The organism is Bacteroidales bacterium (genome assembly GCA_035299085.1).
Lineage (GTDB): Bacteria > Bacteroidota > Bacteroidia > Bacteroidales > UBA10428 > UBA5072.
Window position 1 is genome coordinate 111,726 of record DATGXG010000013.1, and the last position, 18,064, is coordinate 129,789.

Sequence of the window (18,064 nt, forward strand, 5' to 3'; positions counted from 1 at the left end):
CTGTAGAGACGCACAATTGTGCGTCTCTACGAAATGTCCTATTGTAAAATAAAGAGGTTTTTGATTCCCACCTGAGCCAGGAGCATCCAGGTACGTGCAACTTTAGCCTGGTCATTTGATATGAGGATAATGTTTCCTTTGTGTTTATTAAGAATTTTAAGGTTCTCCTTATCCATTAAATTTTCAGCTGATACAACAATTTGATTATCATAAGAAGGATACTTCTCTTTATCTAAATTTACAAACAGGTTACTGCCTTTCAGCTGGCCAAGTGTTGCAGTGGTAACCAGGTTGGAGCCGGTGAATGAAAGTTCAGCCATCTTGCGTGCATCATTCCGGAAATGATTGCGGGATAGTGATTTAAAAGCAACACCGGATAAAAGTCCGGCAATTATAATAATAGGTATAATTCTGGTTTTCATAATATGCAATTTATTCACATCCGCCATCAAGTTTCTTTCTTTCAATTTCTTTTGAAGCCATGTACTTTTCCTTCAGGCTGTCGGGAAGGCTATTGATTTCATCAAACATTGTTCTTGCCTTGAAACGAACCTCAAACAGGGCATTTTCCCTTGCGCTGATCGTCTCACCTTTGAATACCGATTTCATTATATCTTTATTCCATCCTGAAAGACCGCCCTTCATCACATAGCAGTTTGAAAAACCGATGCCTGTTGCCAGCAGCCAGGCGTAATTGGATTCGAGATCATTATCACAATAGAAAATCTTTTTCATGTCAGAGCCCAGGAGACTTTCAAGATCCGATGACAGGAATTCGGAGTAAGGGATATTCACAGAACCGGGAATGTTTGATCTTTTATACTCATCCCTGCTTCGCAGATCAATCAATCTGACAGAATTATCCTCACTCACAACAGCCCGGGCTACTTCGTCCGGAGTAATATACGATGATTGATCCATTGCGGCCTTCATTACATTCTCAGGCTTGCCGTGAAGTGAATACCTGCCTGAAAGGGGAAGAAAGGCAAGTATTAAAGAAAGTACAATCAGCGTTATGGAAAAGGGAATGCGATTCGTTTTCATAGCAGTTTAAATATTATTTACAGGCCTTGCAAATTTCTTCTCGGCTGCTTCAGCAAGCCAGAACATAGCAGCAGCAATGACAACCATTAAGAAAATAAATAGTCCGGGTGATATCCCGAACACTTCATTGATTTTTACAGGTCCTTTGTATCCGGCATCTGCCAAAGGCTGAACCCAGGGATAAGTCTCAGCAAATAAAAATGCACCGGTGAGTCCGCCCAGGACATAAAACAGTCCGTCAATTTTTCCTATTGAAAGAGCAGTAACCCCGGTTCCCGGACAAAACCCTCCCATTATAAAACCGGCGCCCATAATTATGCCGCCAACGATGGCTGAAGTAACATAATATTCATTGACATATACCCGGTTCAGATCAAGAAGTCCGAAATACCCGAGGAATTGTGAGCCGATCAGTGCAACAATGGCGGCTGTAAAAAACACTTTTAATACGGTGGTATCATAACCGTAAAACATACCGGCCAGTTTACGGCTTGATGAAAACCCGGCCTGTTCAAGCGAAAAACCAAAACCAATCCCGATCAACAGGGCGATCGGTAAGTTCAGCCAGGCTGGAAATGATGACATTGTGGATATTGGGGCCATGTTGTTTATTGTTTGAAGTTTGAGGTTTAATGTTTGATGTTTAATGTTTATCACCCTGAGCCAAGTCGAAGGGTGATCCCTGAGCTTGTCGAAGGGTCAAATCCAGTTTTTCCTGAAGAACCAGGCAAAGGCGTAGGCGGATCCAAAAATCGCCATCATGGTTACAAAACCTGCCACGCTGAGCACAGCCATACCGGACAGTGCCGCACCGCTTGTGCACCCTCGTGCCAGCTGGGCCCCGTATACGAAAAACATTCCCCCGATATAAGCGAAAATCAGTCGTTTTGCATTTGAAACCCGTGGTCCCTTTTCGATTTTAAATTTCAATCTTCGTGACAAAGCGCCTGATATAAAGCCGCCCGCCAACACCCCCAGGATAACGAATGTGAGCCAGTTGGTAAAAGGTTTTTCACCGTTTTCAAAATATTTGCTGTAGAAAGCCGATTTTTCAGCGTGCGGCTTGTCCACCGCTCCTACAATAGAAACAACACAATATTTCAGACCTCCGCTGGCACCAAGTCCCCTGCCTGCAAGAAACATGGAGGTAAGAAGGACAAGCCCAAGCAAGGTGCCGGCCAGGTAAGGATTCATGTAATTCGTTTTCATGCGGTTAAGATTTGATGTTAAAGATAAATCATAAGAAACTATTACAGTCACGCTTAACAGAAAATTAACAAGGTGTATATCGTACCCGGTAATTTTTTACATTTGATATAATAAACCCTTTTTTCACATGCGCTTTTTAGGAAATATTATCTGGCTTATTTTTGGCGGACTTGCTACTGCCATTGAATATATAATGGCCAGTGTTGCCTTAATGATTACTATCATAGGGATCCCGTTTGCCTTACAAACCCTGAAGCTGGCAGTTCTCGAAATCTGGCCATTCGGGGCAGAAATCAGAATACGGGAAAATCAACCCGGTTGTATTTCAACACTCATGAATTTCATATGGCTGTTTGTGGGTGGCATACCCATTTTTCTCACCCACCTGTTTTTCGGAATATTACTTGGAATCACCATCATCGGAATTCCATGGGCGAAACAGCATTTTAAACTGGCAGGTCTTGCCCTTACACCTTTTGGGAGAGAAGTTATTTACAGGTAATATACCCTGTTATAATTCGATGTTAAAGGTTGTGTAATCGTTTTCCTTTGATATAACAGACAATGAACCATTATGAAGTTTGATTACTTCCTGGCATATGGATAGTCCGATACCTGATCCATCTTTTTTGGTTGTGAAAAAGGGAACAAAGATTTTGTCCTGAATCGATTGAGGAATATAAGGACCATTGTTTGAAACACTGATCTTTACACGGTTTTTCTGAAAAACTCGCATTTCAATCCGGATCAGCCGGTCACCTTCTGTTTCACTGACTGCGTCAATGGCGTTATTTAAAAGGTTGATCATTACCTGGTTCATCAGGTTCTTGTCAATGGCTACATTTTTGATCCTGTTATCTTTGATGATCTCGAAAAGGATACGGTTCTCCTTCATTTTCTCACTGAAGGCAATTCGCACCTGGTCCATCCATTCACCTGTATCAACGCTATGGATTACCGGTTTCGGCAGTTTTGAAATCTTCCTGTAGTTTTCAATAAATGTTTTCAGGCCGGTACTGTGTTCATCAATCAGATTCACCCCTTTTTGTGTTATTTCAAGAGATGATGCATCAAGATCACTTAAGGTGACCGGGTTACCGTCTTTAAACAGGAATGACTGCAAAGTCTTTGAAGCTGATGTGATGGGTGAAATAACATTCATAATTTCATGGGTCATCACGCTGATCAGTTTGCGGTATGACTCAATTTCCCGTGTTTCCATTTCATACCGGATGTCCTGAACCGAAATAAGCTTTAAGACCTGGTTATCCTTTTTAAGCAGTGTTGCTTTAAAGTTGAGAAGCATAAGTTCATTTCCTATGACCTGTTTGTAAATCATATCATGTCCTGCATTCAGAAGACAAAGCGCATCAAAGAACTCAGGATTCCGGTTTTTCAATTGCATGGGATTCGTGCTTTCTGCCGAAATTCCGGCATAATGGCAGGCTGAATCATTGATCAGTTCGATGTGATTTTGTTCATTCAAAACAACAAAACCCGTAGCTGAATTCTTTATCAGGGCTTTATAGTAATTTTCATTGTATTCAAGTTGCATGCGGATTGATTGGAAATGGCGGTTGGCTTCATTCATTTTTTCATGCAGCCTCGAAAGGGTGCGGTTTTTTATATTTACCGGAAACTGCTGGGTTGTATCATTGTTTTTGAGTGATGTAAAAAAGAAAGCCACCTGCCTGTTCGTTCTTTCTGTGCTCTGTAAAAAGTTATACAATGCAAAAACCGCCGGTATGAATAATCCGGCAGAAACTCCGGGCAAAGATTTGCCCCACAGATAACCGGAAGCGATGAACAACAAAACAGCAACCGATAATAAAGGCAACCGGTGCTCAAAATAGATTATTCTCTCAGAGGCCATATTTTTTGATTTTGTTGTAAAGCGTTTGACGTGTGATTCCCAGTTGCTCTGCAGCAGCTGTCTGGTTCCAGGCATTGCGGACCAGGGCATTTTGTATCATTTTTTTCTCCATGTCATCCAGGGTGACGGCCGTTACCGGAGATGATGTTTCATCATTTCCGGGGAAGAAATCAGATGCCCGGAGAACTGGATTTTCGGCAAGGATGACCGCTTTTTCAATAGTGTGCTGTAATTGCCGGATATTTCCCGGCCAGGGATTGGACCTGAGCCTCTCAAGGGCATCCTCCCCTATTTTTAAACCGGTTTTATCATACCGGTTTTCATATATCTTCAGGAAATGGTTGGCCAGGTCTTCAATGTCTTCCGGCCTTTCACGTAAGGGCGGTATATGTATCTGTATTGTATTCAGCCTGTACAGGAGGTCCTGCCTGAATTGTCCCGCAGAAACCATTTGGCTGAGGCCTTTATTCGTTGCACTTACCAACCGGATGTCAATCGGAATATCTGAAGTTGAGCCTACCGGTGATATTTTTCGTGTTTGTAAAACAGTCAAAAGCTTCGATTGCATGTGCAGCGGAATGTTGCCTATCTCATCCAGGAACAAAGTGCCTTTGTCTGCAACCAGGAACCTGCCTGTTTTATCCTCAAATGCATTGGTGAAAGAGCCCTTCTTATGCCCGAAAAGTTCGCTTTCAAAAAGAGTTTCAGTTAACGCTGAGAGATCAACAAGGACAAACATTTCAGAAGAACGGCCCGATATGCGGTGAATCTCTTTTGCTATGACCTCTTTGCCCGTCCCGTTTTCACCTGTGATCAGCACATTGGCCTCAGTGGCAGCTACTTTTGAAACCACCTGCATGATGCTTTTCATTGCCTGTGACTTGCCTGTAACAACGGGATCATAGCGAACCGCTTCGCTTTTGATCTGATTCTCCCTTGATTTAAGCCGTGCAATTTCTCTGCCCGATTTCCGAAGCCTGTAAACAGACTGGATTGTTGCCATGAGTTTATTGTTATCCCATGGTTTCAGAACAAAATCTGCAGCTCCCTCTTTAAGTGCTTTAACGGCAAGTTCAATGTCGCCATAGGCTGTAATCATTATAACTTCAAGGTTAGGATGCTTCTTCTTGACTTCCCTCAGCCAGTAAATCCCTTCATTTCCTGTATTTATACCGGCTTTAAAATTCATATCGAGCAGAAGAATGTCATAATCCTTCTTTTCGAGTTCCTGCAAAAGAAGATTAGGATTCGGAAGAAGTCCGATATGCGAAAAACTTTTATTGAGTAACAATTGCAACGCATTCAGAATTCCCTTGTTGTCGTCTGCTATAAGGATGTTTCCTTCCATTGTCAGGTTAAGAGGTTTAAAGGTTCAGAGGTTCAGAAAGAATAGATAAATGTAAAAAAAATTCACGATTAACTGTAAAAATATTTTACAGCGGATGAAAAGGTATTCTTTTAACATACTATGATACAGCGTATTAAAATCATGGCATGGAAGTAGCATATGATTTTTCAAACCTAACATAAAATGATTAAAACTGTCAATCTTACAAAAATCTTCAGAACCGAACTGATCGAAACCACCGCATTGCTGAACGTGAATTTCGAGGTCAGGCCCGGAGAATTTGTAGCTATAATGGGACCATCGGGATGCGGTAAGTCAACACTGCTTAATATTCTTGGTCTGCTGGATAAACCCGATAAAGGCGAATACTATTTTAACGGAACCGGCATTGCAGGGATGAATGAACGACAGCTGACCAATCTGAGAAAAGGTAATATTGGCTTTGTTTTCCAGAGTTTTAACCTGATTGATGAACTGACAGTGTTTGAAAATATTGAACTTCCCCTGATAGCGTTGAATCATTCAAGGTCAAGACGGAGAAAAACAGTAGATGAGATACTTGAAAAAATGCAGATCGGTCACCGGAGGGATCATTTTCCGAGGCAGCTATCAGGTGGACAGCAACAGCGTGTAGCGGTATCCCGGGCATTGATTACCAGGCCTGCATTGATCCTGGCGGATGAGCCCACAGGAAATCTGGATTCCCAAAACGGTGAGCAGGTAATGGCATTGCTTGAGCAGTTGAATATGGAAGGAACCACTGTTGTAATGGTCACCCACTCCATCAGTCATGCCGAAAGAGCGCACAGGATCGTTAACCTGTTCGACGGACATATTATAGCAGAAAGGCTTGACAGGAGTTTTGAACCACAGACACACTTCAATAATTAAGAATATGTTCAGGCAATCATTTTACATCATATTCAGGAGGTTTTTCAAAGACCCTGTATTCTCTGTGATAACCCTGTCGAATCTGGCCCTTGGCTTCGCCACCTTTATAATTCTGGTTCAGTTTCTGAATACAATGCGGAATTGGGACAAGCATAATGTGAATTATGACCGGATATACAGGGTTCAGTTATTCCAGGATCAGAAAGAAAACGTTGTTTCTCACTCGAGCAGCATAACAGCCGCCTTGAGCCGTAATGATCTTCCACGTCTTGCGGCTGTTGAAAAGATAGTCCTTATGCATGATGTAGGAGATAATAACAAAGATGGCGTTTTTCTTTCTGTTGACCGGAAAAACGAAATCATGGTCCGGTATGGTTTTTACGCTGATCAGACTGTTTTTGATGTATTTACATTTCATTTTCTTGAAGGAGATCCCACACAAGCCCTTATCCGTCCGAATACGATTGTGCTCTCAAAATCGGTGGCAGACAAACTTTTCCCGGACGGGCAGGCGGCTGGAAAACAAATGTATGCCGAGAATAAGGTGGTATTGACGGTGACGGGTGTTTACGAGGATATTCCGCAAACTTCGACATGGCAACCACGGTTCTTACTGCCCATGCTTTCTTTTACTGAATTTACGGGCTGGAAAGACTATGAAAATAATTATTGGGCTTATAGTTTCTATACCTATGTTTTATTAAAGCCGAATGCTGACCCGGCAGATGTGGATAACAAAATTCATGATGCCCTTAAAAATTACAATAAAGATCACTATCCGTATTTAAGGCCTATGTCGCAGTTATATTTAAGGCCGTATTTTGATAGAGATTTTATGGTAGCTGTAGCACTGTTTCTTTTCACGGCCATACTGATTCTTACCCTTTCATCCATTAACTATATCAATCTTCAGACTGCCAATTCATCGACGCGGTTCCGGGAAATCGGCATAAAAAAGGCAGTAGGTTTTTCAAGGAAACAACTTTGGTACCAGTTTATGCTTGAATCGGTTGGCCTTGCCTTTCTAGGCGGGTTAATCGGTATTCTCCTGGCCCATCTGTCATACAATGCTTTCAACCAGATGATCCAGGCCAAAATTATTACTTCGATCTTTGGTGACTGGAAATTACTGGGATTTGTTTTATTAGTATCCGTTGCAACCGGATTTTTATCGGGGCTCTATCCGGCGTATGCCATTTCAAAATTCAATCCTGTTTCCGCATTGAAACAGAAACTTGTCCAGGCTGAAACCAATGGAATAAGCCTTAAAAAAGTTCTTGTAACCTTACAATTCAGCATTTCAATCTTCCTCCTTGCTTCAGGCTTTATCATCTACAGGCAAACCTATCATATGGTCCATTTCAATATGGGTTTTAATTCCGAACAGGTAATGTTTGCCAATATCATTACTGAAAAGAAAGGTTCATTTAGTGCACTCAGGGAACAGTTGCTTAAACATCCGGAAATCGCAGACGCCTCGGTTTCCGATTATATTCCTTTCGTACTTCCTGGTGGTGATGAACTTAACTGGGAAGGTGCCAGCAGTCCGGACGAGCAGGTATTTGTGAGGTTTTACAATGTGAGTTATGATTATGTAAATACCTGGGATATGAAAATAGTGAAGGGACGAAATTTCTCCAGGGATTACCCCGGTGATGCCGAAAAATGTATTCTGAATGAGACTGCAGTGAAAGTCTTTGGCTGGAAAGATCCGATCGGGCGCAGGATTAAGATTTGGGAAAAGAATTATGAAGTAATAGGCGTAGTAAAGGATTATGTCGCTTTTTCGGTTCATAACAAACTTGAACCTCACCTGCTGAAGCTTTTACCGGACAGTATTCATTCGGATAATATTTATGCCGTTCGTTTTATGCCCGGGCAGGAGAAAAAGGCAAGAGAAATAGTAAAGCAGGAATTCAACAATTTTTTTCCAGATGATGCGTATGAGTTCAAAAACATTCAATATAGGATCCGTACTGAAAATGCAGTGAAAGAATGGAGCCGGTTAATGAAAATCAGCGTATTCTTTGCCTTCTGTTCAATAATCATTTCTTCAATAGGATTGTTCGGATTGATGCTTTTCTACACCCGTCATAGACTTAAAGAGATCGGAATCCGCAAAGTGCTCGGGTTTTCTTACGGACACCTGTATTTCAACATGAGTTCTGAATTCCTGAAACTTCTGTTGATATCAATATTAGTGGCGTGGCCGGCAGCCTATTATGTTTACATTAAGTTGCCGGGGGCCCATAAATATCACCTGCAGGCATGGGAATTCATAATAGCCACGGCAATTACGCTTACGGTTGCCATGCTTACAATCAGCTATCAAATCATGAAAGCTCTCAAAACAAGACCGGTTGAAATATTGAAGGATGAGTAATCAACGATAGAGAAAATATTTTAGGTTTGTACTCCAAATCTGAGATATGCATAATTATACGCAACATGTATGGCTTCTTGTAAAAAGGTTCATACTGTTAATCCTCTTGTATTTCATTTCACGCCTGTTCTTTTATATTCTGAACGCATCGTATTTCAATGATATCAGTTTTCTGAGACTTAGCAAAGATTTTATCTATGGAACCCGGTTTGACATCGCGGCAATTGTTTTCACGAATTTTTTTATGCTAGCCTTCCTGGTTCCGGGTACTTACAAAAATCATAAAATTGCGCTCGTTACAGCGGATATCCTGTTTTTCACAATCAACTCGGTAGCTATTCTTTCAAACCTGGTCGATTCCAAATTCTTTGATTTCATTAATAAAAGATCCACAACAGCCATTTTCTCGCTCATGAGCGGTGATACCGGGGTGTGGAAGCTTATTCCCCGGTTTATGCGGGATTACTGGTATATAGCTTTGTCATGGGTATTTTTGTTGGTTGTGATGTGGAAATTAAGGCCTGTGCTGCCAACCGTGAAACTTGTACGTGAAAAGATGACTCTGAAATCACTTGGCAAGCAATCTGCTATTTTTATTTTTGTAGCTCTTCTTATGGTGTTGGGGGCAAGAGGGACCAAATTGAAACCTATCGGTATGGCAGATGCGGCAAGTTATACCGAACTGAAGTGTGTTCCCCTGCTGATCAATACGCCATTCTCACTGATTAAAACGGTTGAAAACGAAAATCTTTCAGAGGTTAATTATTATACACCGGAAGAGCTGAAGAAGATTTACTCCCCCATTCATAACAATCCTGTGCATGGTAAATTCAGAAAAATGAATGTGGTCATTTTCATTCTTGAAAGCTTTTCTAAGGAGTATTGCGGTTATCTGGGAGGATTGAAAGGATTCACGCCGAACCTTGATTCAATACTGGACCAATCGCTTGTTTTTACGAATGCCTATGCCAACGGTACGCAATCCTATGAAGCAATGCCGGCAATTATAGCGGGCATACCCAGTCTGATGGACCGCCCCTACAGCGGTTCAAATTATGCCGATAACATCATCGAAAGTCTGCCGGGTTTGCTTAAATCCAGGGGATACCAGGCATCTTTTTTTCATGGGGGAAACAATGGCACCATGAATTTTGAAAATTTTGCGCATATAGCCGGTATCGAAAACTACTATGGAAGGAAAGAATATAATGATGACCGCGATTACGACGGGCACTGGGGTATCTGGGACGAACCTTTCCTCGGGTATTATGCCCGCAAACTGGATAGTTTTCGCGAGCCGTTCTTTTCTGCTGTTTTTACTTTGTCATCACACCATCCTTATTCAATTCCTGATAAATATGCAGGCAAATTCAGAAAAGGCGATTTACCTGTTTTGCAGACGATAGCCTATGCCGATTTTGCGCTGGGTGAATTCTTTAAAACAGCCTGTAAGATGGACTGGTATAACAATACGCTGTTTGTTTTCACGGCCGATCATGCTGCCCAGGCTATAAATCAGACCTACAACAGCACAACCGGTATGTTTGCGATTCCCATTGCATTTTTCAGTCCCTCAGATTCATCCTTAAGGGGCAGAAATAGTGAAACGGCGCAACAAATTGATATCATGCCTTCGGTTTTGGATTACCTGCATTATGAGGGTGAGTACTTTGCATTTGGTGAAAGCTTGTTAAACAATACCATAACCCACCGGAGCATCAGCTATGTAAACGGCGTTTATCAGCTGATCGAAGATGAGAATGTAATGCAGTTTGATGGCAAAAACGTAATTGCTTTTTATAAAAAAAGTCAGGAAGGAAAGGTGAATTTAGCCGTTGATCCAGGCGGAAATAGTAAAGAATTCGGTGTAATGGAATCGCATCTGAAGGCGATTTTGCAGACTTATAAGAGTTGTTTAATTCATAACCGGATGAGCGTTGAGCAAAATATGAAGGCAACAGGGGAAAATTCCTTTTGAATTTCGTTCAAAAAAACTACCTTGATCTCAAATTTTAACTACTCATAAAACACTGGAACTATGGAAAAATCTGTTAGTAAAGCCATTGAAAACGCATCCGGAAACAGCAAGAGCTACTGGCTGCCGATGCTGATCATTGGTGCTTTATTCTTCATTTTCGGGTTTGTTACCTGGCTCAATGGTACACTTATACAGTTTCTGCAAACTGCATGTGAACTCACACCTTTTGAAGCGAGTTTAGTGACCCTGGCATTTTACATTGCTTACTTCTTCATGGCTTTGCCGTCTTCATTTGTATTACGCAGAACAGGATATAAAAATGGAATGGCATTGGGATTAATCATTATGGCCATAGGATCAGTAATTTTCATTCCGGCGGCTTACAGCAGAATGTTTGGTGTTTTTCTTACCGGACTCTTTGTCATGGGTACCGGTCTCGCTTTACTTCAAACCGCTGTTAACCCATATGTTACAATCATTGGTCCCAATGAAAGTGCAGCTGCAAGAATTTCAATAATGGGAATTTGTAATAAACTTGCCGGTTTTATTAGTCCGTTAGTGCTTACGGCGCTTGTAATGCATGGAATGGATAAATACACTGAAGATAAATTGAGTCTGCTTGATCAAATACAAAAAAATGCAGCATTAAACGAACTAGCTGCCCGTTTAGTTGGTCCGTATATTATAATGGCAATAGCCCTTGTACTTTTAGGTGTAATGATAAAATTTTCCGCGCTGCCAAACAAGCTTGATATAGATGAGGATCCGGATGACAGTCTGGCAGGTTTCATTAAAGAAATACCACAGGCTTTGAAAATCCCTCATTTGACTTTAGGTTTTATCGGTCTTTTCTTATATGTAGGTATTGAAGTTATAGCAGGTGATAGTATAGGACAGTATGGAAAAAACCTCGGTTTAGAGTTTGCTCCTAAATTGACCTCCTTTACTATGGCCTTTATGGTAATTGGTTATATAATAGGCATAGTATTGATCCCCAAATATGTAAAACAGGCTACAGCGTTAAGGTTTTCTGCCATTTTTGGCTTGATTTTTTCAGCAGGTGCTATCTTCTCTGACGAAGTAAAAACAAACGTTTTTAATAGCCTTTTTGGTTGGTTGAATTCAATTGGACTGAACATTCCTGTTCTTCCGAATTCGATATTCTTTGTTGCACTTTTAGGTTTGGCAAATGCTTTGATGTGGCCTTCCTTCTGGCCCTTGATACTTAATGATCTGGGCAAGTTCACTAAAATGGCTTCTGCTCTTTTAGTTATGGGCATTATTGGTGGTGCCTTAATACCACCAGCTTATGTTGCTCTGTCTCAAAAGATAGGTTTCCAGCCATCATTATGGATCGCTATTCCTATTTATCTTTATATATTGTATTATGCTGTCCAGGGATATAAAACTGGATTAAAAGGAAATCATCTTCGGTAATTCAAAAATTCTATTATCTTTGTAGACCCCTAACTACTTATTATATTTTGTTTCAGGCCCCGGTGTTTTAATGAATACCGGGGTTTGTGTTTTTAAAATATGCTAATATGCCAATTTGCTAATGTGCTAATTTGAAATCAGAAATAAAAGAATGTGCTACTATGCCAATGTGGCTAATGTGTGGAATCGGGGTCGGACCAAAATAAATATCTATATAACAATATATTAAATAAAAAAAACAGACGTTTTTTATGCTTAGAGGCCTGTTTTTAAGGGCAAAAATGAGCCTCTAAGAATAGGCGTTATTTTCATGTATTCCTTAGACCTATGTTTTTGGGGTCAAAAATGAGCCTCTAAGGGTTAAAAACAGGCAAAAAATCAAACTAAAATAAAGAAAAAGAAGCACTTGCTTTGGTCCGACCCCGTATACAATCAGCCCTTCGACTTCGCTCAGGATGAACGCTCAGGGTGACAACAGGAATTGCGATTGGGGATTATTTTTTAACTGGAGTATAGTCTTCGCATAAAATGATTAAGGGACAGGCCCGTTTCCGGAACCTGTCCCTACCATCAAACGTGATTCAAAAAAAGCTATCTTGAATGTCTATAATTCGATTACAACCTGATGGGTTTTGCCATCATTGAATACCGGAGCAATATTTCCGGAGATTTTTTTACCATCCACAGTCATTTCATTTACACCGCAACTTTTGCCATGGGGATTATGAATGCTGATTTCGTATGTGGCATTTCTGAATTTACGGGTAATTTTCAGTTCTTTCCAGGCTGCCGGAATGCACGGATCAATGCAGAGGCCGTTAAAATCAGGCCTGATGCCAAGAATATGCTGACTGGCTGCAACAAACGTCCATGCCGCTGCACCGGTCAACCATGAATTCTTTGCTTCACCCGGTTTGAACGCTTCTTTACCTGCAATCATCTGGGCAAATACATACGGTTCCGTTTTATGTAATTCGCTCTTGTCTTCGGTATGTGCCGGTGAAATGCGTGTGAAATAATCATAAGCCCTGTCACCATTCCCGTTCATGGTTTCAGCAATAATCACCCAGGGATTGTTATGGCAGAATACACCTGCATTTTCTTTGTAACCCTGCGGATAGCTTGATATTTCACCGTATTCGATATGGTATTTGGTAAATGCCGGGTAGTTGAGCACAATTCCATGATCACAGGCAAGGTACTTGTTAACCGATTCGAGTGTCTTTGCTGCTCTTCCGTCTTCGAGTCCTATTCCGGCCATAATACAAAAGCCCTGCGGTTCGATGAATATCTTTGATTCTTCACAGCTATTGCTGCCGACCTTATTTCCAAAGTAATCATATGCCCTGAGGAACCACTCTCCATCCCAACCATGCTTATTAACAGCATCCGTCATTTCGGCAACGAGCTTGTCAGCACGGCCTGATTCGGGGTTGTTACCGATCAGTTTACAGATATCGGAATACTCCTTACCATACTTCACGAACATACCGCCGATGAAAACGGACTCGGCCACTCCGCCGCTTTTGTTTTCGGTAACCTGGAATGATTCGTCGGGGTTGTTTGAAAAACAGTTCAGGTTCAGGCAGTCATTCCAGTCGGCACGTCCGATAAGCGGAAGCTTATGGGGTCCCAGGTTATTCACTACATGGTCAAACGAACGCTTGAGGTGTTCAAACAGGCTTGCTTTGTTGTTTTCATTATTATCAAACGGAACCTGCTCATCAAGAATAGCCGTGTCACCGGTTTCCCTGATATAAGCAGCAACGGCTGCAATAAGCCAAAGCGGGTCATCATTGAAGTTTCCTCCGATATCGCTGTTGCCGCGTTTTGTGAGAGGCTGATACTGATGGTAAGCTCCACCGTCTTCAAACTGCGTGGATGCTATATCAATTATTCGCTGCTTGGCCAGGTGAGGCATCAGATGCACAAAACCCAGCAAATCCTGGTTCGAATCGCGGAATCCCATACCACGACCAATACCTGATTCAAAGTATGAAGCACTTCTTGAGAAAAAGTAGGTAATGACGCACTGGTACTGGTTCCAGATATTGACAACCCGGTCAAACTTCTCGTCGGGAGTTTTAGCCTGGTAGGTGTCAAGCAGCACGTTCCATTTATCAGTTACTTTTTTAAGTGAAGCAAAAGCCTTTTCGGGTTTGTCAAACTGTGCAATAATTTCTTTCGCCGGCTTTTTATTGATCACCTGGTTTGTAATGAACTTATCCTTATCAGCCAATTCAACATAACCAAGTACAAATACGAGTTGTTTTTCTTCTCCCGGCTTCAGGTCAATCTCAATAAAATGTGAGGCTATGGGACTCCATCCGTGTGCTTCGGTATTGTAGGCTGTCTGATTCATTACCGCATCAGGAGCCTCAAGACCATTGTAAAGGCCAAGGAATTTTTCCCTGTCGGTGTCAAAGCCTTTCAATTCCCTGTTTACATGATAAAATGCATAATGATTTCTGCGCTCCCTGAATTCGGTCTTATGATACAGGGTGCTGCCTTCGATTTCTACCTGGCCTGTCGAAAAATTCCTCTGAAAATTAGTCGTATCTTCCTGCGCATTCCAAAGACACCATTCCACAAATGAATGGATCTTAAGATTTTTAGTTTTGTCAGAAAGGTTCTTTAATTCGAGAATCTGAATTTCAGCATTTACCTCATCCGGCACAAATGAGGTTACCTGTGCCCTCACCTGGTTCTTTTCGCCCGTGAACTTTGAATACCCGAGTCCATGACGGCATTCATATTTGTCAAGGTCTGTCTTAGCCGGCTTCCAGGAAGGTGACCAGACTGTTTTTTCATCACGGATATAAAAATACTTACCGTTTGAATCAAGGGGTATATTATTATACCTGTACCGTGTCAACCGGCGGAGGCGTGCATCCCTGTAGAAGCTGTAACCTCCCATTGTATTTGAAATGATTGAAAAGAAATCTCCGTTACCAAGGTAATTAATCCATGGATAAGGTGTCTGTGGTGTTGTAATTACATACTCCCTGTGCTGATCATCAAAATATCCGAATTTCATTTTCCTTACAATTTGAATTAATTAATCTTTGAGTTTATTCCACCATGAGAACTTGAGAATTACCGAAGTAATAACCACAATAACCAGGGCTCCGAAGAATCCTTTCCATTCGCGGATCACCAGGAATACAGGGAAAGCAACCAATGCAGACTGCCAGCAGATTCCGATCACCACATTGAACATGTCGCGTTTGAAATCTTTATTGCCCTTGAAAGAAGGATCCTCCTGAACAACGAGTTTATGAATCGGTTTCCAGAATCCCCAGGGACGAACTGATTTGTAAAATTTCTTAAGTACCTCAGTATCTTCAGGCTTTGAAAGAAGTGTTCCAAGAACACAACCGATTATCGAAACCAGGAAGATAATGGGAAAAGCATTCATATTGAAGTTATTTGTAATCGGGAACTGGCTTAAACCCGAGTGACTGAAAGCCGGCATAACAAGCGCAGCACCCAATCCTGCCACCATACCCCAGAAATAACCGAATCCATTGAAACGCCACCAGTACCATTTCAGCACGTTGGAAGCAGTGTAGCCGCCCCATAAGGCAGCGGTGATCCAAAGCACTACGTTGTTAATTGAAGTGATCAGAAAACCAACACCAACACCTACAACTACAACAGCCATGGACGAAATATAACTCAGCTTTACATATTTCTTTTCACTGGCATGGGGATTAATGTACCTTTTATAGATATCGTTTACAATATAAGCAGGTGCGGCATTGACAGTGGCTGCAAAATTGCTCATAAAGGCAGCAAGCAATCCGGCCATCAGAAAACCAAGGAGACCCACTGGCACATAGGTAGCGAGAACCTGTGGCAGGATACTCTCAAAGTCGGGACTTGTAAGTGATCCGGTATATAATTTGTCGAAATTAACAAGAGCCAGCACTGTTAGACCGGCAACCATGAAATACCTAGAAGGGTTAAGCACAACGCTTACAAGTGAACTCATTTTTGAAGCTTCACTGGGGCTTTTAGTCGACAGCACACGTTGCATATCATAGTTAGGAGCAGGTCCTGCAGCAGAAAGGAAAATTCCCTTGAAAAGCATCATCATAAAGAAAAGGCCGAACATTTCATAGCCATCCTTGGCAATCCAGTCGCTGAAAGCATTTAGCTTTGGTGAAGCCGCAGGTGATAAGTGACTCCAGTCGAGTCCCACATGCCATCCAAACCAAACGCTCTTCCAACCAGCAGGTATAACTGCATTCAGGGCATCAGGAGAAACATGGTTGATGGCTATGATTCCGATCGCGACAGCCGCAATGGTGAGAATTCCGTATTGGATAACCTCAGTGATAACCACGCTGAACATACCTCCTTTCACCACATAGAAGGTTGTAACCGCCATAAGTATGAGCGCATAGAGGTTTTCATTGATCTGTGGATGTTTGGCAATTGTTTCCAGATTGGTAACCAGTGGGGGTAAAAAGGCAGTCGTAAACTTTCCGATTCCTTTGAAACCATAGGATAAAAAGCCGATAACACTTACAAGGGCAAAAATGACGACTACTATATGTGAAAGGGTGGCACCCGTACCGGTTCCGAAACGGGTTTTTATCCATTCGGCCCCTGTCATTACATTCGATCTTCGCAACCAGGCCGAGAGGTAGACCATAAGGAATATCTGGTTGAAAACAGGCCATACCCACGGAATCCAGATACTCTTTAAACCGTAGAGTGATAACCAGTAGACAAGGAGCATGGTTCCGGCGATATCAAACATACCGGAAGCATTCGAAACGCCGAGAAAATACCATGGCAGACTGTTACCACCCAGAAAATACGATTGCAGGTTCTTCGATGCACGCTTGGATACCCAGTATCCAATGATGATCGTGGCAATCAGGTACAGGATGATTATGCCGAGATCAATGTAATGAAGCTTCATAGTAGTTATTTTAAGTAGTTAGGGATCTTTTTAAACCAGAAAACTATATTTTTCTTTTCTTGTCCTTTCATATACATCACGGCTGTAAATATAAAGCTGTGCCGGTTTATGCCTTACAGCTTTCTGCTTTTCATTCAGTGGTATGATGTATTTCATCTGCGATAATTTCTTTCTGAAGTTCCTGGGATCAAAACGAGTTCCCAGAATGGCTTCATAAAGCCGCTGAACCTGCGTAAGAGTGAATTTCTCCGATAACAGTTCGAACCCTATCGGCTCCTGTTTTAGCTTTTGCTGAAGCCTTTCAAGTGCTTTTTTCAGTATGATTTCATGGTCAAAACCAAGCTCTGGATGATTTCTGACAGGAAACCATTTCACATTGTATTCTTTGTGTTTTCCTATTGAAAAAGTAGTACTGTCAATTAGTGAAAAATAGCCGACCGTTATTACATGATCGGAAATATTAAGGCCCAGGCTATGTATCCACATCTGGTCTTTCCTGCCTTTAAGACGGTCGGGATTGCCGAAAGCATAGAACTGCTCAAGATAGATGTCATGATAACCAATGAGGTTGCTCAGAATTCTCACGGCAGCCACATCGGTATCCTCACCTTCCTGAACATGATTACCTGTTAATGTATAATCCGAAAATATGACCGAATTTGTCTTCTTATCAGTTAATGTTCTTTCTACAAGAAGCACATTCAATTCTTCTGAATCGAAGCCAAAGATGACACAGTCAACGGAAAGATTAGGAATTATCGGCTTATTCATTTATTGTATTTTATACAATAAGTAGATACGAATATATGAAAAAAAATAACACATTGATCACCTCAGGTTAATAATTCTTATACTAAAAGTCATGCTGAACGTTTACCTTCTCGAAGGAAGTAGAAGCATACCAGGAACTAATTACCCTTCGACTCCATTCGACAAAGCTCACGGTAAACGCTCAGGGTGACAAAAAA

At 41.6% G+C, this 18,064-nt stretch carries 14 protein-coding genes; 5 read left to right on the forward strand and 9 right to left on the reverse strand.

Features of this window, described 5'->3' with window-relative positions; all coding sequences use genetic code 11:
• Positions 1 to 38: 38 nt before the first annotated feature.
• The 4 genes from VK179_02860 to VK179_02875 all read right to left on the reverse strand — a co-directional run bounded on the left by VK179_02860 (position 39) and on the right by VK179_02875 (position 2,304).
• On the reverse strand, positions 39 to 422 hold the full coding sequence (locus VK179_02860) for a hypothetical protein (GenBank protein HLO57651.1): 384 nt from the start codon (positions 420 to 422) through the stop codon (positions 39 to 41).
• Positions 423 to 432: 10 nt separating this feature from the next.
• Positions 433 to 1,044 carry a rhodanese-like domain-containing protein gene (locus VK179_02865; protein ID HLO57652.1) on the reverse strand — a complete coding sequence of 204 codons (612 nt, stop codon included), beginning with the start codon at positions 1,042 to 1,044 and terminating at the stop codon, positions 433 to 435.
• Between the two features lie 6 nt (positions 1,045 to 1,050).
• Positions 1,051 to 1,647: a YeeE/YedE thiosulfate transporter family protein gene (locus tag VK179_02870; protein HLO57653.1), complete on the reverse strand. Its 597-nt coding sequence runs from the start codon at positions 1,645 to 1,647 to the stop codon at positions 1,051 to 1,053.
• Between the two features lie 96 nt (positions 1,648 to 1,743).
• Positions 1,744 to 2,304, reverse strand: coding sequence for a YeeE/YedE thiosulfate transporter family protein (locus tag VK179_02875; protein HLO57654.1), 561 nt, complete (start codon positions 2,302 to 2,304; stop codon positions 1,744 to 1,746).
• Between the two features lie 76 nt (positions 2,305 to 2,380).
• On the opposite strand from VK179_02875, the gene VK179_02880 reads away from it, so the two are divergent.
• Positions 2,381 to 2,755 (forward strand): YccF domain-containing protein, encoded by a 375-nt coding sequence (locus VK179_02880; GenBank protein HLO57655.1) that lies wholly within the window; start codon positions 2,381 to 2,383, stop codon positions 2,753 to 2,755.
• 9 nt (positions 2,756 to 2,764) lie between these two features.
• Here the strand turns inward: VK179_02880 and VK179_02885 are convergent, their stop codons facing one another.
• Both VK179_02885 and VK179_02890 read right to left on the reverse strand, forming a co-directional pair.
• Positions 2,765 to 4,126: an ATP-binding protein gene (locus tag VK179_02885; protein HLO57656.1), complete on the reverse strand. Its 1,362-nt coding sequence runs from the start codon at positions 4,124 to 4,126 to the stop codon at positions 2,765 to 2,767.
• Entirely contained in the window at positions 4,116 to 5,474 is a 1,359-nt protein-coding gene (locus tag VK179_02890) for a sigma-54 dependent transcriptional regulator (protein HLO57657.1), read from the reverse strand. Before VK179_02890 ends, VK179_02885 begins: the two co-directional genes overlap by 11 nt.
• 183 nt (positions 5,475 to 5,657) lie before the next feature.
• On the opposite strand from VK179_02890, the gene VK179_02895 reads away from it, so the two are divergent.
• Genes VK179_02895 through VK179_02910 form a run of 4 tightly spaced genes read left to right on the forward strand, consistent with a single transcriptional unit; the run spans position 5,658 to position 12,163 of the window.
• A complete protein-coding gene (locus tag VK179_02895; GenBank protein HLO57658.1) occupies positions 5,658 to 6,365 on the forward strand; it encodes an ABC transporter ATP-binding protein in 708 nt (235 codons plus the stop codon).
• 4 nt (positions 6,366 to 6,369) lie between these two features.
• A complete protein-coding gene (locus VK179_02900) occupies positions 6,370 to 8,748 on the forward strand; it encodes an ABC transporter permease (protein HLO57659.1) in 2,379 nt (792 codons plus the stop codon).
• A gap of 46 nt (positions 8,749 to 8,794) precedes the next feature.
• Positions 8,795 to 10,726, forward strand: a complete 1,932-nt coding sequence (locus VK179_02905) for a sulfatase-like hydrolase/transferase (protein HLO57660.1) — start codon at positions 8,795 to 8,797, stop codon at positions 10,724 to 10,726.
• A 60-nt stretch (positions 10,727 to 10,786) separates the two neighbouring features.
• The gene (locus VK179_02910) at positions 10,787 to 12,163 is read left to right on the forward strand and encodes a sugar MFS transporter (GenBank protein HLO57661.1); all 1,377 of its coding nucleotides are present in this window, start codon (positions 10,787 to 10,789) and stop codon (positions 12,161 to 12,163) included.
• A gap of 604 nt (positions 12,164 to 12,767) precedes the next feature.
• Here VK179_02910 and VK179_02915 read toward each other — a convergent pair.
• From VK179_02915 to VK179_02925, 3 genes are read right to left on the reverse strand one after another with little or no spacing between them, the layout of a single operon-like run.
• Complete coding sequence (locus VK179_02915; GenBank protein ID HLO57662.1) at positions 12,768 to 15,200, reverse strand: hypothetical protein; 2,433 nt, start codon at positions 15,198 to 15,200, stop codon at positions 12,768 to 12,770.
• 21 nt (positions 15,201 to 15,221) lie between these two features.
• Positions 15,222 to 17,096 (reverse strand): sodium:solute symporter family protein, encoded by a 1,875-nt coding sequence (locus VK179_02920; GenBank protein HLO57663.1) that lies wholly within the window; start codon positions 17,094 to 17,096, stop codon positions 15,222 to 15,224.
• 30 nt (positions 17,097 to 17,126) lie between these two features.
• Positions 17,127 to 17,867, reverse strand: a complete 741-nt coding sequence (locus VK179_02925) for an NUDIX domain-containing protein (GenBank protein HLO57664.1) — start codon at positions 17,865 to 17,867, stop codon at positions 17,127 to 17,129.
• Positions 17,868 to 18,064 lie beyond the last annotated feature (197 nt).